Source organism: Rickettsia endosymbiont of Gonocerus acuteangulatus, from assembly GCF_964026435.1.
Taxonomy (GTDB): Bacteria; Pseudomonadota; Alphaproteobacteria; order Rickettsiales; family Rickettsiaceae; genus Rickettsia.
Genome location: NZ_OZ032147.1, coordinates 432,210 through 457,545 on the forward strand (window position 1 = coordinate 432,210; position 25,336 = coordinate 457,545).

The following is a 25,336-nucleotide window of genomic DNA, read 5'->3' on the forward strand; positions in this document are numbered from 1 at the left end:
AAGATAAAAAATGAAATTAGGAAAGTTGTAGAAGATTTTGAAACATTTTATGATGCTGTTTTTAATACTATTAAATTGTCAGTATCTTAATGATTTATGCTATAATTGACGAAGCAATCCAGTAAAAAATGCTAACTTTATAACATTTTTTATTATTTTTTTCTGGATTGCCACGTTCCTTGCAGTCGCGTAGCTCAGACGATTTGGTATCCACGCAAGCAAGCCTTAAGCGGGAATGACATAGAATAAAAACTGTCCGGTACTATTGCTCTGCTTTCATGCTTGTTACAAAATTCATTGCGTTATTTTTTTGAATTGTAAAAATCTAAAATTGCTTTGTTCAATTCATGATTTAATACTGAAAAGTCTACTGTATCAAAGCCCTTTCTTGGAATAATTATCATAGCAAGCTTTTTAAGGTTAGAATTGCTACAAATAAGCCTAATAAGATGTTTTATACGTCTTTTAATTTTATTACGTACTACAGCCTTTTTATTTAGCTTTCTGCTAACTTTTATTCCAAGAAAGATATTATATTTTGATTCAAGAAAGATTTTTGGGATGTTCTTTGCTATCACCAAAATAAAATATTTTTCATGAAATTTTTTGCCAAGCTTATTTATAAGCTCAAATTCCTTTTGATTTTTTAAAGAGGTGATAAACAATTGAATAGGTCAGATTATTATTTATGCGGATAGTTTTTTTCTGCCTTTAGCACGACGGTTTCTTAAAATTGCTCTTCCAGAGGCAGTAGCCATTCTAGCTCTAAAACCATGTCTTCTTTTTCTTACTAAATTACTAGGTTGAAATGTACGCTTCATAATATTTATACCAAACGAAAATTAATTATTTATAATGAAATAAATGTCATTGCGAGGAAAAACTATAAGTTTTGACGAAGCAATCTAGTGAAAAAATCCTGAGATTGCCTCAGCAACAAAGTGGCTTCGCAATGACGTTGTCTATATTAAATATGTGCCTTTGCTTGTTCTACGATACTTGCAAATCCTTCATTGTTATTTACAGCAAGTTCTGCAAGGACTTTACGATCTATATCGATTTGAGCTTTTTTAAGAGCACCCATAAATTGAGAATATACTAAACCATGCTCTCTTACCGCTGCATTTATTCTTTGAATCCACAGACCTCTGAAATCACGCTTACGATTTCTACGATCTCTGTAAGCATATTGCAGTCCTTTTTCTACTTTCTCAATAGCTACTCTAAAACAAGTACTAGCTCTACCTCTATAACCTTTTGCAAGTTTGAGGATTTTTTTATGTCGATTTTTGGAAATTTTTCCTGATTTTGCACGTGTCATTTTTTAGCTCCTTAATTAATTTGTACCATATGGAAGAAAATATTTTTTGATGTTATATCCATCTTGATCACAAAGGATCGTGGTTCCACGTAAGTTACGAATTTGAGCTTTAGTACGACGACGCATAAAATGTTTTTTACCTGCTTGAGATGCAACCACTTTACCACTAGCAGTAAGTTTAAAACGCTTTTTTACAGCAGATTTTGTCTTTAATTTAGGCATGATTTTCCTTTAATTGGTATTTACAAGATTCGTCGGTAATATTATTTTAGGCATACCAAAGCCACGTTACCGATTAGAAGCTACATAATAGTTTTTTTACGATTTATTGCAAGATGTTTTTTATAATATATGTTATAATTGCTAAGATTAATACTTATTTATTAAATATAATGTTTGGGCAAAATCCTAAAAGAGGAATATTTAAAGGTGACGGGACGCAATTACAAGTGCAGTCTATTTTTAAGACTATTCAAGGTGAGGGAATATTTGTAGGTGTTCCTGCTATATTCATTAGGCTTGGAGGATGTAACCTTGCATGCGATTTTTGCGATACAGAATTTGAAACTTTCGAAACAATCAAAATAGATGATATTTTATCTAAGGTTAACTTGCTTGCTTTAAATTCTAAAAACGAGCAATCAGTTAAGTTAGTAGTGATAACAGGTGGTGAGCCGATGCGTCAACCTATAGAATTATTGTGCCAAAAATTATTAGAACAAGATTTTAAGGTGCAGATAGAAACTAACGGCACGTTATATCGTTCTTTGCCGGATAAAGTATCTATAATATGCTCGCCTAAAGCAGGTAAAAACGGCTATAGCAAAATCAGAGAAGATTTATTGCCTAAAATTAGTGCTGTAAAATTTATCGTTGCTAAAAATACTTTAGAGTATAGCTTAATACCTGAAGTAGGGCAAACTGCTTACAATATACCGGTTTTTGTTCAGCCTATGGATCAGGGTGATCAAGAGCTTAATAAAGAAAATAACGAATTAGCAGTAAAATTAGTGTTAGAAAGTGGTGCTAGGTTGTCAGTACAAACTCATAAATTTGTAGGCATAGAGTAATTATAAATATATCTTGAATTTTAGATTAATTAGTACTATTATAACCTTTTTATAAAGTTTAAAGTGTTGAAATAATGAGTGAAATATTAGAACTTGAAGCAAAGTCTCGCAATGAATTTGGTACGGGTGCAGCAAGAGCCTTAAGAAGAGAAGGGCGTGTTCCTGCTATTATTTATGGGGCAAAGAAAACCCCAGTTAGTATTTCTTTAGAAGAAAAAGAAATAACAAAATATTATAGAAAGCCGGCTTTTATATCTCAGCTAATTAGTTTAAAAATCGATGGTAAGCAATATAAAGTGCTACCGAAAGCTGTAGAATTACATCCTGTTACAGATATAGTACGTCACGTCGATTTTGTCTTTTTAGAAGATAAAACCCAAAAAATGGAAGTTCCTGTAGTTTATGAGGGTAAAGAAAGAGCATTAGGCGTTAAAAGAGGTGGGTATTTCAATATAGTAAAAAGAAGAGTTACTTTATTATGTGATGTTAATAATATCCCAAGAAACGTAACTATTGACGTTACTAATATGCCGATTGCTACTTCATTAAAATCTTCAAAAGTAAAACTACCAGAAGGTTGTAGCTTTACTACAGAAAAAGAATTTGTGCTTGCAACTATAATAGGACGTAGAGGTGCAAAAACCGAAGTTGAAAGTGAGCAACCAGCTGAAGCAGCGAAGTAAAATATTTTTATTGCTAACTAAAAGCGTTGTTGTATGGCTCGAAAAATGCCTTATATGTCATTCTCGCAGAGGCGGGAATCCAGCATAAAGCGAGATACCTAAGCTTTTAATTTTAAAATCTTACTGCGTTTGTATTTATTTTTTCTGGATTCCCACCGTTGCTGGGAATGACATTGGAGGAGTCATACAATAAGACCGGCTTGTCCAAGGTATCCAGTTAAAAAAACTAATAAAATTAGTATTTTTTATTATTTTCTGGATCTAGTTCCCAAGCAACTATAACTACCTTAGGGTGCTTTTGAACCCATGCGGGGCAAGCCTTAAGCGGAAATGACCACATAGGAGTAAGATTCGCACAAGAACAAATACGCACATCCCCATTCTATTTCAAACCATATGTATCTTTAAAATTTTTCAAATAAAACGAGTATATATATTATGATGCTTATTATTGGTCTTGGTAATCCAGGTAAAGAGTATGAGCATACAAGGCATAATATTGGCTTTATTGCTTTAGAAAATATAGCAAAACAATGCGATGCATCATTTAGCGTAAAGAAAAAATTTCATTGCGAAATTGCTGAAAGTACTAATAGTGGGCAGAAGCTAATATTCATAAAACCTACTACTTATATGAATTTATCCGGCAAGTCCGTGATAGCAGTAAAAACATATTATAATATTCCTCTTGAAAAAATCTTTGTTATTCATGATGATATTGATTTAGAATTAGGTAAAATAAAGTTTAAAACTGGTGGTGGAAATGGTGGACATAACGGTTTAAAATCCATTGATGGAATTATAGGAAATAATTATCACCGTATTAGAATTGGTGTTGGTAGACCGCAAAATAGTCAGGATGTAGCTGATTATGTACTCAGTAACTTCTCTAAATCTGAATATACGATAGCAGAGCAGGCTATAGATAAAATAACCGATAACTTTGATTTGATATTAGAAAATAAATTAGAAGAGTTTAAAGGTAAGATGGTTTAAGTATTTTGATTGTCATTGCGAGGAGATGCGTAGCATCGATGTAGCAATCTCATGAAATAGTGTCCGGTGTCATCCCGTGGCTTGGGAACTAGAATCCAGAAAAAAGCGAGAAAAATCGAGCTTTTAATTTTAAAATTTGCTGTATTTAGCTTTTTAAGTACTGGATCCCGTGGACAAGCCACAGGATGACAATGTGAAGTTAAAAATACCAAATTAGCTAAAAATAAAATTATGACCCAAGATTTTGAAATTATATATGCCGAAGAAATGGATAAAGCCTATTCAGCTATAATTTGGGATGCCTTTAGTAAAGACGCAAGAGAAAAGAAAGGTTTAACGGGTGATTTAAAATCTTTTTCTTTCTCATGTTTAGACCAAGATAAAAACTTTATTGCCGGTATGCAAGGGATAAGCCTTTGGGGTGGTGTGTATATTACTTCATTGTTTGTAGATGAAAATCATAGAAACAAAAAATATGGAAGCATGTTAATGGAAAAAGCTGAAGAATTGGCACGTGAGCGTGGCTGTAATTTTGTTGTTTTATCGACTATGGATTTTCAGGCTAAACCATTTTATGAAAAATTAGGATATAAGCTAGAATTTACAAGACACGGCTATGAAAAAGATTCAGTTTCATATCATTTAAGGAAAGATTTATGACATTAAAATTAGGCATTGTGGGTTTGCCGAATGTTGGTAAGTCAACGTTATTTAATGCCTTAACGGCAAGCGTGGCAGCTGAAGCTGCTAATTATCCGTTTTGTACGATTGAGCCAAATAGTGCCGTTGTTTCAGTACCTGATGAGCGTTTACACAAGCTTGCCGCACTTGTAGGAAGTAAAAAAATTATACCATCTTATATCGAATTTGTCGATATTGCGGGTCTTGTTAAAGGTGCAAGCAAAGGGGAGGGGCTTGGTAATAAGTTCTTGTCAAATATTAGAGAAGTAGACGCAATATTGCATGTGTTACGTTGTTTTGAGAATGAAGATGTAACGCACGTACATAATAAGGTTGATCCGATTCATGACCTTGAAATAATTGAGATGGAGTTAATACTTGCCGATATAGAATCGGTGGAAAAACGATTAGCTACAAGCGAAAAACGTTTGAAATCAGGCGATAAGACTTTAGCAGAACTAAAAGAAGTTCATAAAGTGTTAGCCGATGGTAAACCTGTAAGAGTGCTAAATAAAACTTTAGGAACTGATAATCTAAAGCAGTTACAGCTACTTACTTCTAAGCCTGTTCTATATGTGTGTAATGTACTTGAAAAGGATGCAGCAAGTGGTAACGAGTTTACAAAATTAGTAGCAGAACAAGCAAAAAAAGAAGAGGCTAAAAGTGTTATTATTTCCTCAAAAATAGAAGCAGATATTGCTTTGCTTGAAGATGAGGAAGAGAAAAAAGAATTTCTAAATAGTATTGATCTCAAGGAAACTGGTTTAAGTCAAGTAATTAAAGAGGGATATAATCTCTTAAATCTTAAAAGCTTTTTTACGATAGGTCCGAAAGAAGCACATAGCTGGACTTTTAAAGATGGTACGCTTGCACCTGGTGCTGCAGGTATTATTCATACCGACTTTGAAAAAGGTTTTATTAGAGCAGAAGTAATAAGTTACGCAGATTATATAAATCTCGGTAGCGAAGCAAAAGCCAAAGAAGTGGGAAAAATGAGGCTAGAAGGTAAAGAATATAAAATGCAGGATGGGGATATAGTTCATTTTAGAATAAAAGTAATCCCCGCCGCAAGCAGCGGGGTATTTTAGAAGAAAGCTAGCTGATGATCCTCATGCAGTTTCTGATATTCCTTGCCTTGGTTTTTTACGTATTTTCCTATCATATTCTCATTTCCATGCTTACCTACCGTACTCGTAAAATATCCATCAGTCCAAAATTCTCCACCCCATAATTGTTTCTTTACCTGTGGACACTGTCTAAATATTTGACGAGCTGTAACACTTTTAATTGTTGTTACTATTTTTGTTACGCTATAGGTTGGTACAGATTGTACCAAAAAATGGACATGATCTTCATCAACCCCTATTTCTAAAAATTTTATTTGATATCTCTTTTCTATCTCTAAACATATTTCTCGTAATACTTGATCAACTGATACGTCAAACACTGCTCGGCGATATTTTGCTGGAAATACCATGTGATACAGCAGTACCGTAACATTATGACTTTTATGTATATATTTGCTCATTCCGCCATATTACGCCGCAAGCGGCGGGGAATATACCCAAAAGAGATTTAATGTCTGATAAGTGTCATCTAGTTGCTTGCTAACTAGATCCAGAAAATAATAAAAAATACTAATTTTATTAATATTTTTTAGCTGGCTCTAGTTCATAAATCACGGGATGACAGGGGAAAATGATTCACGCTGGCAATGCCGTCACGGGATGACACTAACCTATACACTAAAAATTGAGTTTTTCTAATTAAGTGTGTAAATTTTTCATAGGGCTTAAATTCTACCTTCAAATTTTATCAAAAAGTGAGCCATAGCTGCGTTCCAGTTTGGAATCGGCATAGCCCATTTCTTGGTCATATAATCAATTGCCAAATATAAGGTCTTAAAAACGGCATTATCATTTGGAAAAACCCGTTTATTCTTAGTAACCTTACGTAATTGGCTATTGACAGATTCTACACTATTCGTTGTGTATATTACTTTCCTTATCGCCTCAGGGTATCCTAGAAAAACCATTAAATTTTCCCAATGAACATACCAAGATTTAGCAATTTGTGGATACTGTTTACTCCATTTAGCTTCAAAAGATTCTAAAGCAAGATGTGCTTCTTCCTCTGTGCTAGCAGTATAAATAGGCTTTAAATCAGCCGCTAATTCTTTTCGGTCTTTATATGATACATATTTTAAACTATTTCTAATCTGATGTACAATATAGCATAAGTCATTAAGGTACTGACAGAGCGAGAGTATCATGTTATAGTAAGCAAATATTAACAAGCATGTAAAGAGATATGGCACGAGCATATGCAATAGAACTAAGACTAAGAGTTATAAAAGCTGTAGAAGCAGGGATACGAATAAGTAAGGTAAGTAAATTATTTAATGTAAGTCGTGATACTATATATAAATGGAAAAAATTAAAAGATAAGCAAGGTACTTTAGAAGCAGCAACTGGTTATCAGAAAGGACATAGTCATAAGATAAAAGATTCAGAATCTTTTAAAGAATTTTTTAAAGCTAATATGAATAAAACATCAAAGGAGTTAGCAAAGCAATGGGGTAATATTGCATCTGTAACTATTTTAAGACAAATCAGAAAACTTGGCTATAGCTATAAAAAAACTCATTTTCATCCGAAAAGAGATATTAAATTAAGAAATGAATTTATAGCAAAGATACAAACCATCACAAAAGACAAATTAGTATATCTTGATGAATCTGGAATAGAGGATAATGCTTGCAAAGAGTATGGATGGAGCATTATAGGACAAAGGTGTTATGGAGAAAAGGTGTATCAACATAAATTTAGAATAAGTATGATAGCTGGTCTTTGTAATGGTAATCTTATTGCTCCTGTAATATTTGAAGGTAATTGTAATACAGAGGTCTTTAAAACTTATATTAGGGATGTATTAATTACAGAATTACAACCTGGGCAAACCGTTATTATGGATAACATTAATTTTCATAAAAATTCTAAAGTTAAAGAGTTAATTGAATCCGTTGGTTGTACCATATTGTATTTACCAACTTACTCTCCTGATTTAAATCCTATAGAGCATTGAAAATGCAAGGACTAAGTAGAACAAAACCTATAAATTTTCTGCCCAAATTTCATTGGGGGTTTTATAACCAAAAATCTTTCTTGGCATGTTATTTAAATCTCAGCAACATTGTCAAGACCTCTTTGTGTAACGGTAGTAATATCTGTATTTTTAGGTAAAATTCTATGAATCATAGAATTCATTTTTTCCACTAATGCTTTTTGTCTAGGGCGGTATGGATCACAAAAGAAAGTTTGAAACCCAGATAGTCTATAGGCAACATGCCCCACAAACTCTTTGCCATTATCCATAGTAATAGTCTTTCTCACACTATTTGGAAGAGTTTTTATCTTTCTTAAAAAACCATTGGTAACTGTTGTAGCTCTCTTGGAGTTATTCAGCACTAAAATAATCTTTTGACTCTTTATTATCCACCAGTGCACCAATATTCATACTTTGATTACCTTTATGAAATGTAAGATCTGCCTCAAAATGCCCTACTTCTACCTTTTTCGTAGCTATTGCATCACGCTGATGTATTGAGATCCTTTGTGGTATAATGATCCTTTGACGCCTCTTCCCTCTTTCTTGCCTTTTATATCTTTTAGAAGGTAAATAGCTATATAACTTTAATTTAGCTGCTACTGCAGAAGTGTAAACAAATCTATATATACTTTCTGTACTGATACACAAAGCTGTATTTTTGTCTAGTTTTAACTTTCCGGCTATAGCATCCGGCGACCATTTCTTGCGAATCATAGCATTTTTAATATAATCTAACAACATAGGGTTCTTTTCTATTTTTAATAACTCTTGCTGATACATCCTGTTTTCATATTTTTCCTGAGCAACACAAGGCATATACTTATCTTTTACCTTATTTCTTTTTAGCTCCATACTAATAGTGCTTTTAGACCTCGTAAGATGTTGTGCTATCTTATTAATACTGACTCCTAGGTCATACATTCTTTTTATCTCATATCTCTCTTCTCGAGATAAGTGTCTATATTTTCTGTTCATCATTACCTATTTAAAATCTTATTATTTTAAATAGGTTCTGTTCTACTTACTTATAGTACAAAACTTACGCTATGTTTGGTTCTAAATATCGTAAAGATGGAGAACGCAGCTGTTGTTGCATATAGTCATCTAAAAGCCCTAACTTTATTTGGTAAACCGTTTTACCGATTGTATTTGCAGTCCTTTTGAGAAATGCCCAAACTAAAAATGCACAACTAATATGATTACGTTGAAGACGCTGTTTCCTGCATTGACAACGTTCTATCCCAGTAAGTTGCTTAATTTCTCTGTGCATGCTCTCAATTACCCATCGAAAGCCACACTCATCTTGTGCAGCTTTAGAAGATTTTTGAGTTTTGTTATTGGTAACAACATACTCAACTCTGTTGGTAGGAACAGTAAATTTAAACAAATTAACATGCTTATTTTTAGCAAAGCCTTTTATATGAATCTCTACTCCATGCCTGTGTCATTGTCAATTAAAAAGGGACCAGTAAATTGCACGAAAAAGGAACCACTATATTTAAAAATTTTTATGCCATATTACCTCCAGATTTATAGTTATTAATACGATAACTTTTACCTTTTATGTTTAGTATATGAGCATGATGTACCACTCGATCAATAATTGCATGAGTTAATACTTCATCAGCAAATATTTCATTCCATTTTTCAAAATCCTTGTTTGTGGTAATAATGGTAGATTTATTTTCATATCGTTTAGCAATAATATTAAAAAAGTCTTCTACTGAATGTTTTGGCAATTGCTTAAACCCGAGCTCATCAAGAATTAATAAATCAAACGATAGGAGTAATTTAACCTTTTTGTGATAACTATTATCTGCTCTTGCAATATGTAAATTATAAAGCATATCCGATACCGTAGTAAAATATACAGAGTATTCTCGTGTTAAAGCTTTTAATGCTAGCCCAATGGCAAGATGAGTTTTCCCAGTTCCTGAATCACCTATGAATATTACATTTCCCTTAGTATTAATATAATCACAAGTTGATAAATCACTTATTACTTTGGCATCAACACTTGGTTGGAAATTAAAATCAAAGTCTTCTAAATTTTTAGTTACCGGCAATTTAGCAGCACTTTTACGGCGACGGTAATTATTATCCTTACGGTTAGATTTTTCATCTTCACATAATAGTGATAGAAATTCTTTAAATCCTAGTTTATTATTTTGAGCATAAATAATCCTTTCATTTAAACTATTGACTATACCTGATAATCTAAAGCTTCGTAGGTCATTAAATAAGTTCTGCATTATTACCTCCAAACTCTGGTAATGGTAAGTTTACTGCATTACTATTTAAAATATTCTTAATTTTAGAGTAAGAACTTATACCATAATGTAGTGCTCTATGACAGGCTTTATCTATTAAGTCATCATTGTAAACCTTACGTAAAGAAATGATACCTCGTGCACAACGTTGCCAATCATTCACTCTTGTTTGTTGTAATGATTCTAATAATAAACTGCAATTATTCCCTATCTGCTGCATTTGTTGTTGATAATGTTCACTATATTCTATAAAACCTGGGCATAGACGTTTGTATTTAGCATAATGAGACGGATTAGTGGTAAATATCCCCTTGCCCTCTGTTCTAACGTGTCTTGCTATTAAATCATTTTGTATAGAAAATATTTGAACAAGTTTTGGGGACAATTGTACCATTACCTCACTGTATATATATTTTGCTGGTACAGAGTAATAATTATTATCTATGGTAATATGACAATCTTTTGCTACTTTTCGATTATGCCAAGATGACAAATCAAAAGTTTCTAATGGTAAAGGAATCAAACTACTTCTTTCCTCTTGCTCAAACAGTTCTCTAGGTATTCTCTTAGTAGTACCATGTATTCGGCTATTGGCCTTATTTAACCAATTTGCAAGACCATTTGTTAATTCTTCATATCTATCAAATTTACGACCAGCAAAAAAATTATTTTTAACGTATTTTATTCCCGACTCAACTTTGCCTTTTTCTTGCGGTTGATACACTCGACAAGGAGAAAGTAAAATTCCATAATGATCGGCTAAGCACTTATATTCCTTCTGATATACTGGCTCATAAAAATTGGCATCTACTACTCCAGCTTTAAGATTATCAAGTTTTATTACTTTTGGACTACCAGCAAAATAATTAAATGCATTGATATGACATTGAATCCATGTTTGACAACTTTGATCAAACACTACTTCATAATAATCAAGGCGACTATAGCTTAAACGCATATTAAATACATATGCTTTAACTCTACGCCCTTTAGAATTATACTGTAAGCCTATGTCACCAAAATCTACTTGTGCTTCCTCTCCTGCTAAAGTATGAAAACGAATGCAACTGTTATCCTTAATTTTATATTTTTTGATATAACGGGTCAAAGAAGTATAACTGCTTGTATAACCTTGATTTTTTAACTCCTCAAAAATTCTTATGTAACTCAGATTTTTTTCTAATAACTCAATTATTTTTTCGTGCCAAAAATCCAAAACTGAAGATCGTTCATAGATTGCTGGGGATTCTGTACCAGCCTCTACATAGCGGTTTATTATTTTTCGTACTGTTTTGCGGTCTGTTCTTGTTAGTTTGGCAATATTCCTTTGACTATTGCCTTGTTTATAAAGGGTAATAATTGTTGTATACATATTTATTCTTATCATTGTATCACTAGATATTTACTTGCTTAATTATCTAGTGAATATTGCACATTAACCTTATTAGGTCACACCAACTTCTCTGGTCCCTTTTTCGTGCAATTTACTGGTCCCTTTTATTTTAGCAATGACACCTGATCTCTTCATCTGAAAATGTCAACTCTTTTACAGCTTTATAAGGTTTAGAATCGTGCGTTTTACTAACGTTTCTATTGGCTTTAATAGGGGCATAATAATATTTCCCCAGAGAGTCAACATGTTGCATAATTTTGTGTGTAGAATACCATGTGTCAAAAAGTACTGTTTGAAAAGGAATCTTCTTGCTATAAACAGCATTATTTAACATGTTTAATAGGTGTTCTAGTTTTGTTGCTCCATCATGATCAGGTGCAAAAATTCGATAATCTATTACCCAAAACTTATTAATATCAGGGTTATAATATACCAGACTCACTACTCCTATACCTTTAGTAACTCTACCTGTAGCTCCACTGTACTGCGATCTTGCAATTTCTATTTGATTCGTATTCCTTTTATTTAAAACCGTATCATCAAATATTGTATATCCATTAGATGAAAAAATAACATCATTCTTGATGTGTTCTCATAACAAAGAAGGTGTATATTTTTCATTCCTTAAAAATCTATTAATAACATCATGACTACATTTCTTTGCATGTTCAGCGTAGTAGGTTAAACTATAATTCTTTTGGCTAACTATTAAAAATTGACAATAATCTGTCCTATTAATTGGTATTGCTTGCAACTTTATCCTCTTTGACATGTTTAATTATTTTTACAATAATTTATCACTTTTTTACTCATAGCGTAAGTTTTGTTGATTGCCAAAAGTTACGCCTGGTGTGAGATTAAAATTACCATTTACTGCATCAAGTTCATAAGTACCAACACCTGCAACAGTTCCTATAGTTATTGATGGAATACTAGCTGAAGTAACGCTTTGATCAGCAAATGTTGTACCTCCTCCAATAGTTAAAGCAGCGGCACCATTAGTAAAGCTTAATTGATTAGCTCCGCCAAGTAATGTAACAGTATTAGCTCCTTCAAGATTTATAGATATTAATGGATTAGTTGCTCCTACAGTTTCAGCACCTGTTGCACCTTGTAATGTTAAAGCACCGTTAGTTGCGTCGAAGTTTAGAATACCTCCGCCGCCAGCAGTACCATCTAAATTACCATTAAATGTTATAGTTTGTGCTTGACTTGGCTGTATATATAATGTTGAGCTTGGATCATTAAAATTAATAGCACAACCTGCAGCAAGTAAACTTAACGCTGGTTGGTTAACTGCTATAGTAAGTGTTGTTGGTGCAGCTGCTTGACCTATATTAATTGTTTTTATTGTTCCAATAGATGCATCGGTAGATGTTAAATTAGTATAAGCATTTAATGTTCCATTCTGACCATTTGTAACTGCACTGTTAAATGAATAGCCGGCTGGGTTTGTTCCTGAGAATTGTAAGATACCACCGCCGTTGTTGAACTCCACATCATTAGTAGTGGTGAGTGATCCTTTTAAATCAGCTGTTCCACCATTATTAAGTGTTAATATTACAGTTGATATATCTTGTTGGAACTCCACAGTTGTATCTGCTACACCATTGACTTGTACCTCGTTAATATTACTTATAGGACCTGTGATTGTCCCATTTACTGCTGTAACTAAAGTACATGCTGCAGCTTGACTATTCGTAACTGCTGCTAAACTACCTCCGTCTGTAAGAATTAACGCACCTGTCTGACCTTTAAAATCAGTTGTTCCAGTAACATTATTTACTGTGAGATTAGTTGCAACAGCAAAATTAATACCAGTATTGACATTTCCAAGTATTAATTGACCAACTAAACCTGTAAGAAGAGGCTTTACAGTGTTAATATCCGGTGTTATAGTAACATCACCAGTTCCTGATGGTACAATTTGATTTAAAAGGTTGCCGCCCTGTCCCTGTGTACCTAAACTACTTCCTGCAGGTCCAGTTATCGTTAAAGAACCATTAACACCCGGGTTTAATCCAATGTTACCATTACCTGATGTACGTGAGTCTAAGCTTCCATTTAAAGTAACTGTTATATTTGTTCCATTACCTTCAATCCCTAATTCAGAGTCTTGGCTACCAAATTCTATACCAGTGGCGTTAAGATTAAAATCTGCAACTGGCTTGAGTAAATAACCTCCATTACCATCACCAATAATTATAGAAGCAATATTTGATGAAGTCACACCCTGATCTGTAAAATTACTACCGCCAGTAACAGTAAGAATATTAAAACCGGCAATATTAATTAGATTTGCTCCACCTGAAGCTGTAACATTTCCTATAATCTGTAAATTTTTAAATTTATTAGTAGCCCCTATAGTTTGAGTATTGGTAGTTCCTTGAATAGTTAAAGGTTGAGTACCATTTAAGACCATGTTACTAGTACCATCAGTAAAACCATCTATACTATCACTAAAGGCTACGGTTTGTGGAGTAGGAGCAGCAAAAGTTAGACTAGAATTAGTTTGAGCAAAAGTAAGTTCACTACCATTTGCCAAAAGAGTAAGATTTGGTTGATTAATTGCGTAAGTCAGCTCCAGGAAGCTGTGATCCTATTTGAGTACTTCCAATACCAGCAATACTAGGGTCAGTTACTATAAGATTGGTAGCTACGGTTATTTCACCATCTGATTGGTTAAGAACAGGGCTTGAAAAAAATAAGGACCTGCTGCTGATCCATCAAATATAAGTATTCCTTTTTGGTTATTAAAATTTACTCCTGATATAGCGGTTAATGTTCCACCTACAGCAGCCATACCATCAATAATGAAATTAAAATTGTCAACAGTCACATCTCCCTGAAGATCAACTCGTGTATTGCCTAGAACATTTAACGTATTAACAGGATTACTTCCTGTCGCACTCCCTACGCTACCGGTAACTATGTTATTTCCAGCGAAATTTAAGCTTTGCGTTCCTCCTGCTACGGAATTAATTATATTACCCGTTATATTAACTCCCGAATCTATTATTGCTGTTGCACCCTTTCCACCAAAATCCATATTAGAGGTTATAGCTGCTTGGAATTCTGAAATACTATTGCTCGCAAATTGTACTACCCCTCCTGCTCCAGTATCAATCGGTGTTTGCCATTTAAGCTGTGTAGTACCGGCAGGCACGTCTGAAGGGTTTTGATTAATTCCAATAGTTTGAGCAAAAATAGTACCGGTAATAGTTGTTACGTTAGTACCGTCTGTAATGAAAGTATTTAGTCTTTGATTATTGCTAAGCCCGATATTTACAGCAATAGTTGTTTCTGAGGTAGAAACGTGAAAGGCTGCTGCCCCATAGCTGTCTGTTATTGTTCCACTGTTATCAGTGATAGGTGCTATAGGTTTATCGGATACAAATGCATAGCTTTGACTGCTTTCATTACTAAAATCAACTGAAGAAGTTTGACCTCGAAATATAAAAGTTTGCCCGTTTGGATATACATTAACATTACCAGTTAAGGCGTTAATATATTTATATCCTGTTCCTATTGTTGCTGTTAAAGCTGGAGCAATATCAACTGTCCCCATGCTAGTCCAAGTTTGGTCTTTTACCTGTATAGTAGTACCAGCCCCAATTATTGTAGTAGCATCCGCAGCATTAGCAATAGTAGTAGGTGTAGTGCCGGTAGCAAAATCCATTTAGCCAGGAGTTGTGGCATTCATCTCAATTATTCCATTACCGCTTTGGAAATCTATACTTTTGATATCACTTTGATTAGTTGCAGTACCAGCAAAAGGGTTTGAGTTCCCAGAAGCATCTTGTGCATTTGGATCAGCGGCATATCCTACACCTGTCAGGGTAACATGTACGCCTGGTGTTATAACCATACTTAATGCGTTCGGGTTACCATTTGAGCTTTGAATAGCATCAATTGTTGTATTAGGATTTGTAAAGGTCATAACAGTACCTGAAGCACTTAAGATATGTTCCATTAACCGTGGGCGTGTTAACATTGATGTTGGACTGTATTGGAACTGTAAGCATTTGACCAGGGAGAAGCGGTGTTCCTGCATCAAGTCCCATCCCGCTGTTTAAATCTGCAGTACTTCCTATCACATTTCGATTTATTAACGTTGATGTACCGAAAGCACTTTCTGCTGTAAGCATTGTTGCAGCCATAGAGGTACTGACTAGTGCCTTTTTTACGAAATCCTTTATGTTATTTTTTTGACTTGACATAACGTCTCCTAAACTTTGCTTAATCTTTAAATTAAAATTTGAGATCTGTATTTTTTCAGCAAATATTGTTCTGTATTACGTGAAGATTGGTAAATACTTCGTGCAAAAGATAATATAAAAATGTTAATGTTTCTGTTATGTTTAACCTTAAAAATGGTTAATAATAAAATTAATATTTTTACTCTGTATTTTAATTAATATTAATAATAAAAAAGGAATAGTAGAAATAATTAATAATTATTAAAACAATAAAATTTTCTTAGTGCATAAATTTGTTCTATAAAAAACACACTACTTTTAATTGAAAATTATTAATTATAAGTAACAAAAACATGGATAAAGTTAGCATTCAAAAGGAAATTATGGGATTAGTTAACAACTTATAATTGTTTTTCTTTTGTTAAAGAGAATTAAATTTTGTAAATTTTTTGTAATAACTTCGTAAAACCTAAATAAAATTTAATTTTTCTGCTTAAATATAATTAATTTTAACTATAGTTAAAATTTTATTAACATGAGTTAACCTATGCTTAGTAAGATGTCGAGTGGATAAGGTATTAATTACTGCTTTTATTGTTAAATAAGCTAATATTTACATATTTTTAAATAAACAAATTGATTTGTTGCGAATAATGGAGTATATAATATAGGAAATTAACTCTCGGGGCGTAGCGCAGCTTGGTAGCGCATCTGGTTTGGGACCAGAGGGTCGGGAGTTCGAATCTCTCCGCCCCGACCATTTATAAATATAAATATAATGTCAAAAGACGATCTCATTCAGTTTACGGGTACAGTAATTGAGCTTGCACCTAATGCTACTTTTAGAGTGAAGTTGGAAAATGGTCATGTAATTATTGCTCACACCGCTGGTAGAATGCGTAAAAATCGTATTAGAATATTATTGGGTGATAAAGTTACAGTAGAAATGACCCCTTACGATTTAACTAAAGGACGTGTAATTCTTCGTCACCAATCTTAAACATGCAATATCGATCAAAAAACCTACCTATAATACTAGCATCACAGTCACCTGCAAGGGTTGAGCTTCTTAAAAGAATTAAAATTACACCTACACAAATTATCCCAGCAGATATAGACGAAACACCTAATCTACGTGAATCACCAAATCATTTAGCGACAAGGCTTGCTTACAAAAAAGCTACAAAAGTTGCCTCTCAAATAGAAGATTCTGCTATTATCATAGCAGCAGATACTGTAACGGCACTTGGAAGAAGAATATTGCCAAAAGCAAGTAGCCCTGAAGAAGTAAGATATTGTATGAATATATTATCCGGACGTCGTCATCGTGTTTATACCGGTTTATGCATCATCAAAAAAGATAAAGATCAATTGGTTACTAGGCAGAAAATAGTCCAAACAGTCCTGAAGGTTAAAAGACTCAGCGAAGAAGAGCTAAATTTTTATTGCTCACTAGATGAGGGGATTGATAAAGCTGGAGGATGTAAAATCTCTGGTTACGTCGAAGCTTTCATTTCATTTATTTCCGGCTCTTATTCAAATGTTATGGGATTGCCATTATTTGAAACAGTAAACTCCTTGAATTCTCTGGGATTTATAAGTTATAAATAAATATCACCTTACTTTTTGCATTGCCTATGTGGATCGATTTTTCTTTTATTACAAGAAGGAATTGCCTGTGTGGATCAACTCAATCTTGTCATCAACTATGTTTTTAAGTATAAGCAAAAAAATAAAGGATAAAAATTAATTTGCATTATTTAACATATCAAAATCTCTTAATTTAGCATTAACGATGACAATAATTTTACGCATTAAAGCAGTAAGAGCGACCATTTTCTTTTTTTAACATTGTTAATGAGTTACTCATAAAAGAGTCTCAAAGTAGAAGCCTTACTATTCCTTGCCCCCATAGCAGCAAGGAATAGTGTAGGCTTTACGCCAGCTCTACCATGTCCTACTCTTCTATATCCTTGATATTTACCACTATCATTAGCTTTCGGAGCAAAAGCCCTGCAAGAGAAGCAATCTGCCGTCTTGTTAACTTCCCTAACTCCAGTAATAATATTAATAACTCAAAAGCAACTACATTACCAACACCTGCTATCGTTTTTAATATCTCATGCTTTGCTTTTAGCATCTGATCCAATGATATAATTGCTTCTATGCCGTTAGTAATCTCTGTGATCTCATCATAATAAATTCAAATATACCGGAACTTGTATTCTCATATTCTTTTGTATCTTTTATGTCCTCTATTCCTACTACAAAATTATATTTTCCTATATCAATCCCCATAAATTTATGATATTTTAACATATGTACCTCAAAATTTTATATTATTTAGGATTGTAATCGGGTGTGCTTATCGCATCCCTTCCAACTATGGGGACGTCTCGAGAGTTCGGGCTATAGTACCTTGATGACTTCGGTCTTTTATGATCTCTATCCCGTGACGGTCGCTTACGCCCGTTTAATACCCTATATCATGATATAGGGTATTAACACTCTCTTATAAATGTTTATATTACATTTATAATTCATATTATAACTTATTTTAAACTTACAATCCCGTGGCTTGGGAGGAAAGGATACACGCAACAACACTACGCGGGGATGACACCAAAAGTGTTTTTCATCGTGATACAAATATTTAATCGAACTATTTGGAGTATACCAATATGGCACTTGCTACTAAAGTAAAAGAATTTTTAAAAGAAAAGTTAAAACAAGAAAAAATAGATCGTAAATATCTGGCTGAAGTCACCGATGTTCCTTATACTACCATTAGCAGGATTATGAGAGCGGAAGTAAATCGTGAATTTAATCCTGAAATAGATACAATTTTAAAAATAGCAAAATATTTTAGTTGTACTATGGATGAGGTAATAAAGAGAACTGTACCTAATACGAATAGTTAGTAAACATGACAAAAAATAAAGGGTTGATCATAATTTTATCTTCCCCATCTGGTGTAGGTAAATCAAGCTTAACAAGAGCGTTATTAGAAATCGATGATAATCTACGCTTATCAATTTCGGCAACTACTAGAAAACCACGACCAAACGAGCAAGAGGGCGTAAATTACTATTTTAAAACTAAATCTGAATTTGAAGAATTAGTTAAACAAAATCAATTCCTCGAACATGCTAAGATATACGATAATTATTATGGTACTCCTAAAAAATATATCGAAAATTTGCTAAATCAAGGACTAGATGTTTTATTCGACATTGATTGGCAAGGTGCAAGGAGTATAAAACAAAATGCAGTTAATGCCGTTTCTATATTTATTTTACCTCCTAGCCTTGAAGTACTGGAGCAACGTTTAAGAAATAGAGCTACCGATAATGAAGAAGCAATCCAGCTACGCATGGCTTCAGCACAAGCGGAAATATCTCATGCTAACGAATATGATCATATAATTACTAACGATGATTTTAACGATACTCTTCAACAAATACATACAATTATTTTACAAGAACGGAAGAAAAAGAATTAATGATTGTATGGCTCAATTTTTTTGCTATTACCCAGTGATTATTCTATGTCATTACTAGCTGCAGCAGGAATCCAGCGTAAAGCGAGATAAATCTAGCTTTTACTGTACAAAACTTACGCTATGTTTGGTTCTAAATATCGTAAAGATGGAGAACGCAGCTGTTGTTGCATATAGTCATCTAAAAGCCCTAACTTTATTTGGTAAACCGTTTTACCGATTGTATTTGCAGTCCTTTTGAGAAATGCCCAACTAATATGATTACGTTGAATACGCTGTTTCCTGCATTGACAACGTTCTATCCCAGTAAGTTGCTTAATTTCTCTGTGCATGCTCTCAATTACCCATCGAAAGCCACACTCATCTTGTGCAGCTTTAGAAGATTTGTGAGTTTTGTTATTGGTAACAACATACTCAACTCTGTTGGTAGAAACAGTAAATTTAAACAAATTAACATGCTTATTTTTAGCAAAGCCTTTTATATGAATCTCTACTCCATGCCTGATCTCTTCATCTGAAAATGTCAACTCTTTTACAGCTTTATAAGGTTTAGAATCGTGCGTTTTACTAACGTTTCTATTAGCTTTAATAGGGGCATAATAATATTTCCCCAGAGAGTCAACATGTTGCATAATTTTGTGTGTAGAATACCATGTGTCAAAAAGTACTGTTTGAAAAGGAATCTTCTTGCTATAAACAGCATTATTTAACATGTTTAATAGGTGTTCTAGTTTTGTTGCTCCATCATGATCAGGTGCAAAAATTCGATAATCTATTACCCAAAACTTATTAATATCAGGGTTATAATATACCAGACTCACTACTCCTATACCTTTAGTAACTCTACCTGTAGCTCCACTGTACTGCGATCTTGCAATTTCTATTTGCTTCGTATTCCTTTTATTTAAAACCGTATCATCAAATATTGTATATCCATTAGATGAAAAAATAACATCATTCTTGATGTGTTCCCATAACAAAGAAGGTGTATATTTTTCATTCCTTAAAAATCTATTAATAACATCATGACTACATTTCTTTGCATGTTCAGCGTAGTAGGTTAAACTATAATTCTTTTGGCTAACTATTAAAAATTGACAATAATCTGTCCTATTAATTGGTATTGCTTGCAACTTTATCCTCTTTGACATGTTTAATTATTTTTACAATAATTTATCACTTTTTTACTCATAGCGTAAGTTTTGTGTATTTATGCTTTTATTATTTCTGGATTTCTGCCATTGTCTTCGAATAAACATTTATTAAACCATATAACAACGCTGTACCGCACCTAAGAATAACATTTAGGATGCTTCTTGATCCCGAACAAATTTTTTAAAAACCATTCATAAAAAAAAGGTCGAGTAATTATAACTCGACCTCTCTTATAAATACTAAATCTAATGATTTAGAAGATTTTTAGTGATGTACAACTGTTACAGCTCTACGATTGTAAGCATAAGCTTCTTCAGTGCTACCCATCATAGCAGGTCTATCTTTACCATAAGATATTGTGCTTACTCTATGATGCTCGATTCCTTTATGTTTTAGGAATTCTGCAGCTTTTTGTGCTCTTCTTTCACCTAAAGCTAAGTTATACTCTCTAGTACCTCTTTCATCACAATGTCCTTCGACAGTAGCTTTTACATGAGGATGTCTTGATAACCAGCAAGCTTGTCTTTGTAATTCTTCTTTAGCTTTTTCAGATAAATCAGACCTATCAAAAGCAAACCATACAGCATTACCTGCTTGCTTTTCAAAATCTTTCATTATAGATGTTTCTTCTGATTGATTCATTCCACAACCATGTGACGCTCTTTTGTTTTTATTACACCCTGCAAGCACAAATAATGCAAGAAAAGCTAATGTTATTTTTTTTATTTTCATAATTAAACTCCTTGAGGTTATAATTTATTAAAATTTAAATTATTCAGTTAGATAACAAGTTTAAACTATCTAAAACTATGAGGTTAGTATATATGATTATTTTATGAGTTTAAAGGCTAAAATACTATAAAATACAAATAGTGCTATATAAATGTGGTAAAAATATCAATATACTCGATGATCTTCGTATATCAGCTCTTTAATATTTCCTTTATTAGACTACCATCTTAGTAAAGCACTACCCCAAGTAAGACCGGCACCTATAGCTGAGAATAAAATAATATCACCTTTTTTGATTTTACCTGAAGCTTTGAGAGAACTTAGAACAAGTGGAATAGAAGCAGCTGAACAATTAGCGTGTTTTTCTACAGTTTTTACTACTTTATGATCTTCGACATTTAATAGCTCGGCAAGCTTATTAATTATACGTATATTTGCCTGATGTGGGATAAAATAGTTAATATCGTTTACATTGAAATTATTATTGCGTAATAATTCCTCTATAGATTGGTGCATTTTCTCTACTGCAAGACGAAATAATTTCTGTCCTTGCATAATTATTTTACCGCTGCTACCATTCATACTTACACCGCCGTTGGTATATAGTATTTCGTAATCTACACCGCTTGAGAAAATATTACTGTCTATTACACCGGAGTTATCATCGCTACGTTGTAGGATTACACTGCCTGCTCCGTCGCCAAATAGAACACAAGTAGCTCTATCTTCCCAATCTAATAAAGATGTCATTTTTTCAGCACCTATCAGTAAAATAGTTTTATATTTACCGGAGAAAATAAGAGAATTTGCTACTTGCACGCCATAAACAAAACCGGCACATACGGCTTGTAAATCAAATGATGGAACATTAGTTAAACCAAGATAACCTTGTAGTTTAGTTGCAACTGATGGAAAGCTATTGTCAGGAGTAGTAGTACATGTGATAATTAAATCAATCTCATTTGCTGAAATGCCAGCATCCGCTATAGCTTTTTCAGTGGCTTTTAAAGCAAGATGGGAAGTATATTCAGTATCACCTGCTATATGACGCTGCGAAATACCGGTTCTTGTTCTAATCCATTCATCGTTAGTATCAACAAATTTTGCAAGTTCATCATTGCTAACAACTTTTGGAGGGAGATATCCGCCGCAGCCAATAATTTTACAGGTCATAAAAATTTAAATTTAAGCTACTTCTTCTTCAGCTTCGATTTTTTTCGTTACTACTTGACGATTATTATAAGTACCATCAACTAAAGAAACATGATGTGGAAGTTTATATTCACCAGTTTGAGAGTCAACTATTACATTAACTTTACCAAGTGCTAAATGTGAACGTCTCATATTACGTCTTGATTTTGATGTTTTCTTCTTTGGAACTGCCATTATTTACCTCTTTTATTAAAAAGTATTTGTCAAATTAGTGAAGCAGTATATTATAATCTTATAATAAAATCTAGATAAAATTAAATTTATGAAATTTTTCTTAATATTCGTCTCCAGTATATTCGTCATTTTTTCCTTAAGCGGTTGCCAAACTATCGAAAATAGAGGACAGTCTATAGATGACTCAGTACTTACAAAATTAGAAGCAAAAAAACTAAGTAAAACAGAAGTGGTAGAGCTAATTGGCACTCCTACCATGATCCCAGAATATTCTCAAGATACATGGTATTATGTCGAGCGAGTTATGTCACAAAGAGCTTGGCTTAATCCTAAAATCGTAAAACAGAGAATAGTAAAAGTTACCTTTGATAGCCGTAATTTAATGCAAGAGGTTGTGGTAATTGATGATTCACCTAGACATGATATCGAAACGATCAGTGAATATACGAAAACATACGGCACTGAACTTAATGGCTTACAAAAATTCGTTAAAAACCTAGGTAGATTTAATAAAACTACTGGCGGAAATAAGAATAAAAGCAAGAAAAAGAAATAAGTTATTGTACTGTCATCCTGCGTAAGGCTTGCCTTGCGTGGATACCAAGTCGTCATTGCGAGTGACTGTAAGGAGCGTAGCAATCCAGAAAAATAATAAAAAATACTAATAAAATTAGCATTTTTTAGCTGGATTGCTTCGTCAATTACTTCGTAATTTCCTCGCAATGACAGAAAACTAATCCACGCTAAGCAAGTGGGAATAAGATATGAAACGCACTACAAGCTATCGCTGTCATGTATTTTGTCAGAAACTTCACCGGAAATTATAACATTATTTTGCTCTGTAATAATATCTGTTTGTTTAATAAGGCTTGCTGTTTCATAAATAAGTGTATTGAGATTACCGATAATTTTAGAATCTGAGCTAGTGACATCTAACATTATATCGCTAATAAATTTTTTGATTAAATTATCTCTACCAACTATTAGACCATTGCTATATTTTTCTTCTAAAATTTTCTCGTTAATTTTTACAAATCCAAATAAAAATACTTGTACTCTAAGATAATAAACATTTTCAAAAGCCTTATTGAAACATTCTATGGCTTTAAGATTATTTTCCTTTATAGCTTAATGCGATAAGGTAGTGACTTATAGTATGAGTTGGATTATACTAAATGAAAAACTTATGGCAAAGGCATATTCATACGATTTAAGAATACGAGTAATAAAAAGTTTAACAGATGGTAAAACAATAAAAGAGACTTCAGAGATATACTCTATTAGTAGGAAGACTATAATAGAGTGGAAAAAATTAAAGAAACAAACTGGGGATGTCAAAGCAAAAAGTGGTTATCATACAGGACATCGTAGAATAATAAGAGACATAGAGGGATTTAAAAAATTTATAGAATTAAATTTTGATAAAACCACCATGGAGCTAGCTAATAACTGGAGTCAAAAAGTATCTGCAAGTACGATATCAAGATTGCTTAATAAATTAGGTTATAGTTATAAAAAAAACTTTTCTTCATCCCAAAAGGGATATTGGTCTAAGGAATGAGTTTATATTGAAACTAAAAACTATAGATAAACAAGATTTAGTATTTATCGATGAGTCTGGGATAGAAGATAATAGCTGTAGAGAACACGGGTGGAGCATTATCGGTCAAAGATGTTATGGTGAAAAGGTCTATCAACATAAATCACGGATTAGTATGATTGCTGGGCTGTGTGTCAAAGATATTATTGCCCCAATAATATTTGATGGGACATGTAATAAGGACATTTTTGAAACTTATGTACAAGAGATATTGATCAAGGAATTAAAGGCTGGTCAGATAGTATAGCATAAGTCATTAAGGTACTGACAGAGCGAGAGTATCATGTTATAGTAAGCAAATATTAACAAGCATGTAAAGAGATATGGCACGAGCATATGCAATAGAACTAAGACTAAGAGTTATAAAAGCTGTAGAAGCAGGGATACGAATAAGTAAGGTAAGTAAATTATTTAATGTAAGTCGTGATACTATATATAAATGGAAAAAATTAAAAGATAAGCAAGGTACTTTAGAAGCAGCAACTGGTTATCAGAAAGGACATAGTCATAAGATAAAAGATTCAGAATCTTTTAAAGAATTTTTTAAAGCTAATATGAATAAAACATCAAAGGAGTTAGCAAAGCAATGGGGTAATATTGCATCTGTAACTATTTTAAGACAAATCAGAAAACTTGGCTATAGCTATAAACAAAACTCATTTTCATCCGAAAAGAGATATTAAATTAAGAAATGAATTTATAGCAAAGATACAAACCATCACAAAAGATAAATTAGTATATCTTGATGAATCTGGAATAGAGGATAATGCTTGCAAAGAGTATGGATGGAGCATTATAGGACAAAGGTGTTATGGAGAAAAGGTGTATCAACATAAATTTAGAATAAGTATGATAGCTGGTCTTTGTAATGGTAATCTTATTGCTCCTGTAATATTTGAAGGTAATTGTAATACAGAGGTCTTTAAAACTTATATTAGGGATGTATTAATTACAGAATTACAACCTGGGCAAACCGTTATTATGGATAACATTAATTTTCATAAAAATTCTAAAGTTAAAGAGTTCATTGAATCCGTTGGTTGTACCATATTGTATTTACCAACTTACTCTCCTGATTTAAATCCTATAGAGCATTACTGGTTTAAGATAAAAAATGAAATTAGGAAAGTTGTAGGAGATTTTGAAACATTTTATGATGCTGTTTTTAATACTATTAAATTGTCAGTATCTTAATGATTTATGCTATACGCCTGATCATTAAAGTCGTGATAAGCCAGCAAAA

Annotated in this window: 37 protein-coding genes, 1 tRNA gene and 1 pseudogene; 15 read left to right on the forward strand and 24 right to left on the reverse strand. The window is 32.9% G+C overall.

Features of this window, described 5'->3' with window-relative positions; all coding sequences use genetic code 11:
• Positions 1-302 precede the first annotated feature (302 nt).
• The 5 genes and pseudogenes from rnpA to rpmI form a co-directional block, all read right to left on the reverse strand.
• Positions 303-665 (reverse strand): ribonuclease P protein component, encoded by a 363-nt coding sequence (rnpA, locus tag AAGD55_RS02670; RefSeq protein ID WP_341792043.1) that lies wholly within the window; start codon positions 663-665, stop codon positions 303-305.
• A gap of 21 nt (positions 666-686) precedes the next feature.
• Complete coding sequence (gene rpmH, locus AAGD55_RS02675; RefSeq protein WP_011477532.1) at positions 687-821, reverse strand: 50S ribosomal protein L34; 135 nt, start codon at positions 819-821, stop codon at positions 687-689.
• A 45-nt stretch (positions 822-866) separates the two neighbouring features.
• Positions 867-961: pseudogene (locus AAGD55_RS12320) on the reverse strand (DNA-binding protein); the annotation flags it as partial.
• A 6-nt stretch (positions 962-967) separates the two neighbouring features.
• Complete coding sequence (gene rplT, locus AAGD55_RS02680; RefSeq protein ID WP_341788223.1) at positions 968-1,321, reverse strand: 50S ribosomal protein L20; 354 nt, start codon at positions 1,319-1,321, stop codon at positions 968-970.
• 15 nt (positions 1,322-1,336) lie between these two features.
• The gene (gene rpmI / locus AAGD55_RS02685) at positions 1,337-1,543 is read right to left on the reverse strand and encodes a 50S ribosomal protein L35 (RefSeq protein ID WP_011477530.1); all 207 of its coding nucleotides are present in this window, start codon (positions 1,541-1,543) and stop codon (positions 1,337-1,339) included.
• A 170-nt stretch (positions 1,544-1,713) separates the two neighbouring features.
• Between rpmI and AAGD55_RS02690 the strand changes: the two genes are divergently transcribed.
• The 5 genes from AAGD55_RS02690 to ychF all read left to right on the forward strand — a co-directional run bounded on the left by AAGD55_RS02690 (position 1,714) and on the right by ychF (position 5,839).
• Entirely contained in the window at positions 1,714-2,391 is a 678-nt protein-coding gene (locus AAGD55_RS02690; RefSeq protein WP_341792044.1) for a 7-carboxy-7-deazaguanine synthase QueE, read from the forward strand.
• A 74-nt stretch (positions 2,392-2,465) separates the two neighbouring features.
• A complete protein-coding gene (locus tag AAGD55_RS02695; protein ID WP_341792045.1) occupies positions 2,466-3,074 on the forward strand; it encodes a 50S ribosomal protein L25/general stress protein Ctc in 609 nt (202 codons plus the stop codon).
• Positions 3,075-3,512: 438 nt separating this feature from the next.
• On the forward strand, positions 3,513-4,070 hold the full coding sequence (pth, locus tag AAGD55_RS02700; protein ID WP_341792046.1) for an aminoacyl-tRNA hydrolase: 558 nt from the start codon (positions 3,513-3,515) through the stop codon (positions 4,068-4,070).
• 231 nt (positions 4,071-4,301) lie between these two features.
• Entirely contained in the window at positions 4,302-4,730 is a 429-nt protein-coding gene (locus tag AAGD55_RS02705) for a GNAT family N-acetyltransferase (RefSeq protein ID WP_341792047.1), read from the forward strand.
• Positions 4,727-5,839, forward strand: a complete 1,113-nt coding sequence (ychF, locus tag AAGD55_RS02710; protein WP_341792048.1) for a redox-regulated ATPase YchF — start codon at positions 4,727-4,729, stop codon at positions 5,837-5,839. Before AAGD55_RS02705 ends, ychF begins: the two co-directional genes overlap by 4 nt.
• On the opposite strand, the gene tnpA is transcribed toward ychF, so the two are convergent.
• Positions 5,836-6,279 (reverse strand): IS200/IS605 family transposase, encoded by a 444-nt coding sequence (gene tnpA, locus AAGD55_RS02715; protein WP_341790826.1) that lies wholly within the window; start codon positions 6,277-6,279, stop codon positions 5,836-5,838. The two genes, ychF and tnpA, sit on opposite strands and share 4 nt — an antisense overlap.
• 264 nt (positions 6,280-6,543) lie before the next feature.
• Positions 6,544-7,023, reverse strand: coding sequence for a transposase (locus AAGD55_RS02720; protein WP_341792049.1), 480 nt, complete (start codon positions 7,021-7,023; stop codon positions 6,544-6,546).
• Positions 7,024-7,061: 38 nt separating this feature from the next.
• Between AAGD55_RS02720 and AAGD55_RS02725 the strand changes: the two genes are divergently transcribed.
• The gene (locus tag AAGD55_RS02725; protein ID WP_341792050.1) at positions 7,062-7,835 is read left to right on the forward strand and encodes an IS630 family transposase; all 774 of its coding nucleotides are present in this window, start codon (positions 7,062-7,064) and stop codon (positions 7,833-7,835) included.
• Positions 7,836-7,927: 92 nt separating this feature from the next.
• On the opposite strand, the gene AAGD55_RS02730 is transcribed toward AAGD55_RS02725, so the two are convergent.
• The 11 genes from AAGD55_RS02730 to AAGD55_RS02780 form a co-directional block, all read right to left on the reverse strand.
• Entirely contained in the window at positions 7,928-8,257 is a 330-nt protein-coding gene (locus AAGD55_RS02730) for an IS30 family transposase (RefSeq protein ID WP_341792051.1), read from the reverse strand.
• Complete coding sequence (locus AAGD55_RS02735; protein WP_341792052.1) at positions 8,208-8,837, reverse strand: IS30 family transposase; 630 nt, start codon at positions 8,835-8,837, stop codon at positions 8,208-8,210. The genes AAGD55_RS02730 and AAGD55_RS02735 overlap by 50 nt, the downstream gene beginning before the upstream one ends.
• A gap of 61 nt (positions 8,838-8,898) precedes the next feature.
• Complete coding sequence (locus AAGD55_RS02740) at positions 8,899-9,246, reverse strand: hypothetical protein (protein WP_341792053.1); 348 nt, start codon at positions 9,244-9,246, stop codon at positions 8,899-8,901.
• 121 nt (positions 9,247-9,367) lie between these two features.
• Entirely contained in the window at positions 9,368-10,111 is a 744-nt protein-coding gene (gene istB, locus AAGD55_RS02745) for an IS21-like element helper ATPase IstB (RefSeq protein ID WP_341790851.1), read from the reverse strand.
• Complete coding sequence (istA, locus tag AAGD55_RS02750) at positions 10,095-11,501, reverse strand: IS21 family transposase (RefSeq protein WP_341790850.1); 1,407 nt, start codon at positions 11,499-11,501, stop codon at positions 10,095-10,097. Before istA ends, istB begins: the two co-directional genes overlap by 17 nt.
• Positions 11,502-11,631: 130 nt before the next feature.
• Complete coding sequence (locus AAGD55_RS02755) at positions 11,632-12,108, reverse strand: transposase (RefSeq protein ID WP_341792502.1); 477 nt, start codon at positions 12,106-12,108, stop codon at positions 11,632-11,634.
• Between the two features lie 6 nt (positions 12,109-12,114).
• A complete protein-coding gene (locus AAGD55_RS02760; RefSeq protein WP_341792054.1) occupies positions 12,115-12,294 on the reverse strand; it encodes a hypothetical protein in 180 nt (59 codons plus the stop codon).
• Between the two features lie 33 nt (positions 12,295-12,327).
• Entirely contained in the window at positions 12,328-14,067 is a 1,740-nt protein-coding gene (locus AAGD55_RS02765) for a hypothetical protein (protein WP_341792055.1), read from the reverse strand.
• Positions 14,068-14,184: 117 nt separating this feature from the next.
• Positions 14,185-15,201 carry a hypothetical protein gene (locus AAGD55_RS02770; protein ID WP_341792056.1) on the reverse strand — a complete coding sequence of 339 codons (1,017 nt, stop codon included), beginning with the start codon at positions 15,199-15,201 and terminating at the stop codon, positions 14,185-14,187.
• Complete coding sequence (locus AAGD55_RS02775) at positions 15,202-15,462, reverse strand: hypothetical protein (protein ID WP_341792057.1); 261 nt, start codon at positions 15,460-15,462, stop codon at positions 15,202-15,204.
• Positions 15,443-15,742, reverse strand: a complete 300-nt coding sequence (locus AAGD55_RS02780) for a hypothetical protein (RefSeq protein ID WP_341792058.1) — start codon at positions 15,740-15,742, stop codon at positions 15,443-15,445. The genes AAGD55_RS02775 and AAGD55_RS02780 overlap by 20 nt, the downstream gene beginning before the upstream one ends.
• 662 nt (positions 15,743-16,404) lie before the next feature.
• Between AAGD55_RS02780 and AAGD55_RS02785 the strand changes: the two genes are divergently transcribed.
• From AAGD55_RS02785 to AAGD55_RS02795, 3 genes are all read left to right on the forward strand, one after another.
• Positions 16,405-16,481, forward strand: a tRNA-Pro gene (locus AAGD55_RS02785).
• Positions 16,482-16,499: 18 nt separating this feature from the next.
• On the forward strand, positions 16,500-16,721 hold the full coding sequence (infA, locus tag AAGD55_RS02790; RefSeq protein WP_011476840.1) for a translation initiation factor IF-1: 222 nt from the start codon (positions 16,500-16,502) through the stop codon (positions 16,719-16,721).
• Between the two features lie 2 nt (positions 16,722-16,723).
• Positions 16,724-17,332, forward strand: a complete 609-nt coding sequence (locus AAGD55_RS02795) for a nucleoside triphosphate pyrophosphatase (RefSeq protein ID WP_341792059.1) — start codon at positions 16,724-16,726, stop codon at positions 17,330-17,332.
• Positions 17,333-17,678: 346 nt separating this feature from the next.
• On the opposite strand, the gene AAGD55_RS02800 is transcribed toward AAGD55_RS02795, so the two are convergent.
• Positions 17,679-17,870: a hypothetical protein gene (locus AAGD55_RS02800; RefSeq protein WP_341792060.1), complete on the reverse strand. Its 192-nt coding sequence runs from the start codon at positions 17,868-17,870 to the stop codon at positions 17,679-17,681.
• Between the two features lie 532 nt (positions 17,871-18,402).
• On the opposite strand from AAGD55_RS02800, the gene AAGD55_RS02805 reads away from it, so the two are divergent.
• Both AAGD55_RS02805 and gmk read left to right on the forward strand, forming a co-directional pair.
• Positions 18,403-18,642 (forward strand): helix-turn-helix transcriptional regulator, encoded by a 240-nt coding sequence (locus AAGD55_RS02805; protein ID WP_341792061.1) that lies wholly within the window; start codon positions 18,403-18,405, stop codon positions 18,640-18,642.
• Positions 18,643-18,647: 5 nt separating this feature from the next.
• On the forward strand, positions 18,648-19,223 hold the full coding sequence (gene gmk, locus AAGD55_RS02810) for a guanylate kinase (RefSeq protein WP_341792062.1): 576 nt from the start codon (positions 18,648-18,650) through the stop codon (positions 19,221-19,223).
• 113 nt (positions 19,224-19,336) lie between these two features.
• Here gmk and AAGD55_RS02815 read toward each other — a convergent pair whose 3' ends face one another.
• From AAGD55_RS02815 to rpmF, 4 genes are all read right to left on the reverse strand, one after another.
• Positions 19,337-20,371 (reverse strand): transposase, encoded by a 1,035-nt coding sequence (locus AAGD55_RS02815; protein ID WP_341792063.1) that lies wholly within the window; start codon positions 20,369-20,371, stop codon positions 19,337-19,339.
• Between the two features lie 268 nt (positions 20,372-20,639).
• Positions 20,640-21,107 (reverse strand): peptidoglycan-associated lipoprotein Pal, encoded by a 468-nt coding sequence (pal, locus tag AAGD55_RS02820; protein ID WP_341792064.1) that lies wholly within the window; start codon positions 21,105-21,107, stop codon positions 20,640-20,642.
• Between the two features lie 219 nt (positions 21,108-21,326).
• The gene (locus AAGD55_RS02825; RefSeq protein ID WP_341792065.1) at positions 21,327-22,280 is read right to left on the reverse strand and encodes a beta-ketoacyl-ACP synthase III; all 954 of its coding nucleotides are present in this window, start codon (positions 22,278-22,280) and stop codon (positions 21,327-21,329) included.
• A gap of 12 nt (positions 22,281-22,292) precedes the next feature.
• Positions 22,293-22,493: a 50S ribosomal protein L32 gene (rpmF, locus tag AAGD55_RS02830; RefSeq protein WP_341788705.1), complete on the reverse strand. Its 201-nt coding sequence runs from the start codon at positions 22,491-22,493 to the stop codon at positions 22,293-22,295.
• A gap of 88 nt (positions 22,494-22,581) precedes the next feature.
• On the opposite strand from rpmF, the gene AAGD55_RS02835 reads away from it, so the two are divergent.
• Positions 22,582-23,049, forward strand: coding sequence for an outer membrane protein assembly factor BamE (locus AAGD55_RS02835; protein WP_341792066.1), 468 nt, complete (start codon positions 22,582-22,584; stop codon positions 23,047-23,049).
• Positions 23,050-23,267: 218 nt separating this feature from the next.
• On the opposite strand, the gene AAGD55_RS02840 is transcribed toward AAGD55_RS02835, so the two are convergent.
• Positions 23,268-23,432 carry a hypothetical protein gene (locus AAGD55_RS02840; RefSeq protein ID WP_341792067.1) on the reverse strand — a complete coding sequence of 55 codons (165 nt, stop codon included), beginning with the start codon at positions 23,430-23,432 and terminating at the stop codon, positions 23,268-23,270.
• 217 nt (positions 23,433-23,649) lie between these two features.
• Here AAGD55_RS02840 and AAGD55_RS02845 point away from each other — a divergent pair, with 217 nt between their 5' ends.
• From AAGD55_RS02845 to AAGD55_RS02855, 3 genes are all read left to right on the forward strand, one after another.
• Positions 23,650-24,054 (forward strand): helix-turn-helix domain-containing protein, encoded by a 405-nt coding sequence (locus tag AAGD55_RS02845; protein ID WP_341791052.1) that lies wholly within the window; start codon positions 23,650-23,652, stop codon positions 24,052-24,054.
• Between the two features lie 7 nt (positions 24,055-24,061).
• On the forward strand, positions 24,062-24,340 hold the full coding sequence (locus AAGD55_RS02850; protein ID WP_341792068.1) for a transposase: 279 nt from the start codon (positions 24,062-24,064) through the stop codon (positions 24,338-24,340).
• Between the two features lie 76 nt (positions 24,341-24,416).
• Positions 24,417-25,287, forward strand: a protein-coding gene (locus AAGD55_RS02855) for an IS630 family transposase (protein WP_341790833.1) whose coding sequence is annotated in 2 segments (ribosomal slippage) — positions 24,417-24,743 and positions 24,745-25,287 — 870 coding nt in all. Because the reading frame shifts where the segments join, the coding sequence is not laid out codon by codon here.
• The last annotated feature ends 49 nt before the right edge of the window (positions 25,288-25,336 follow it).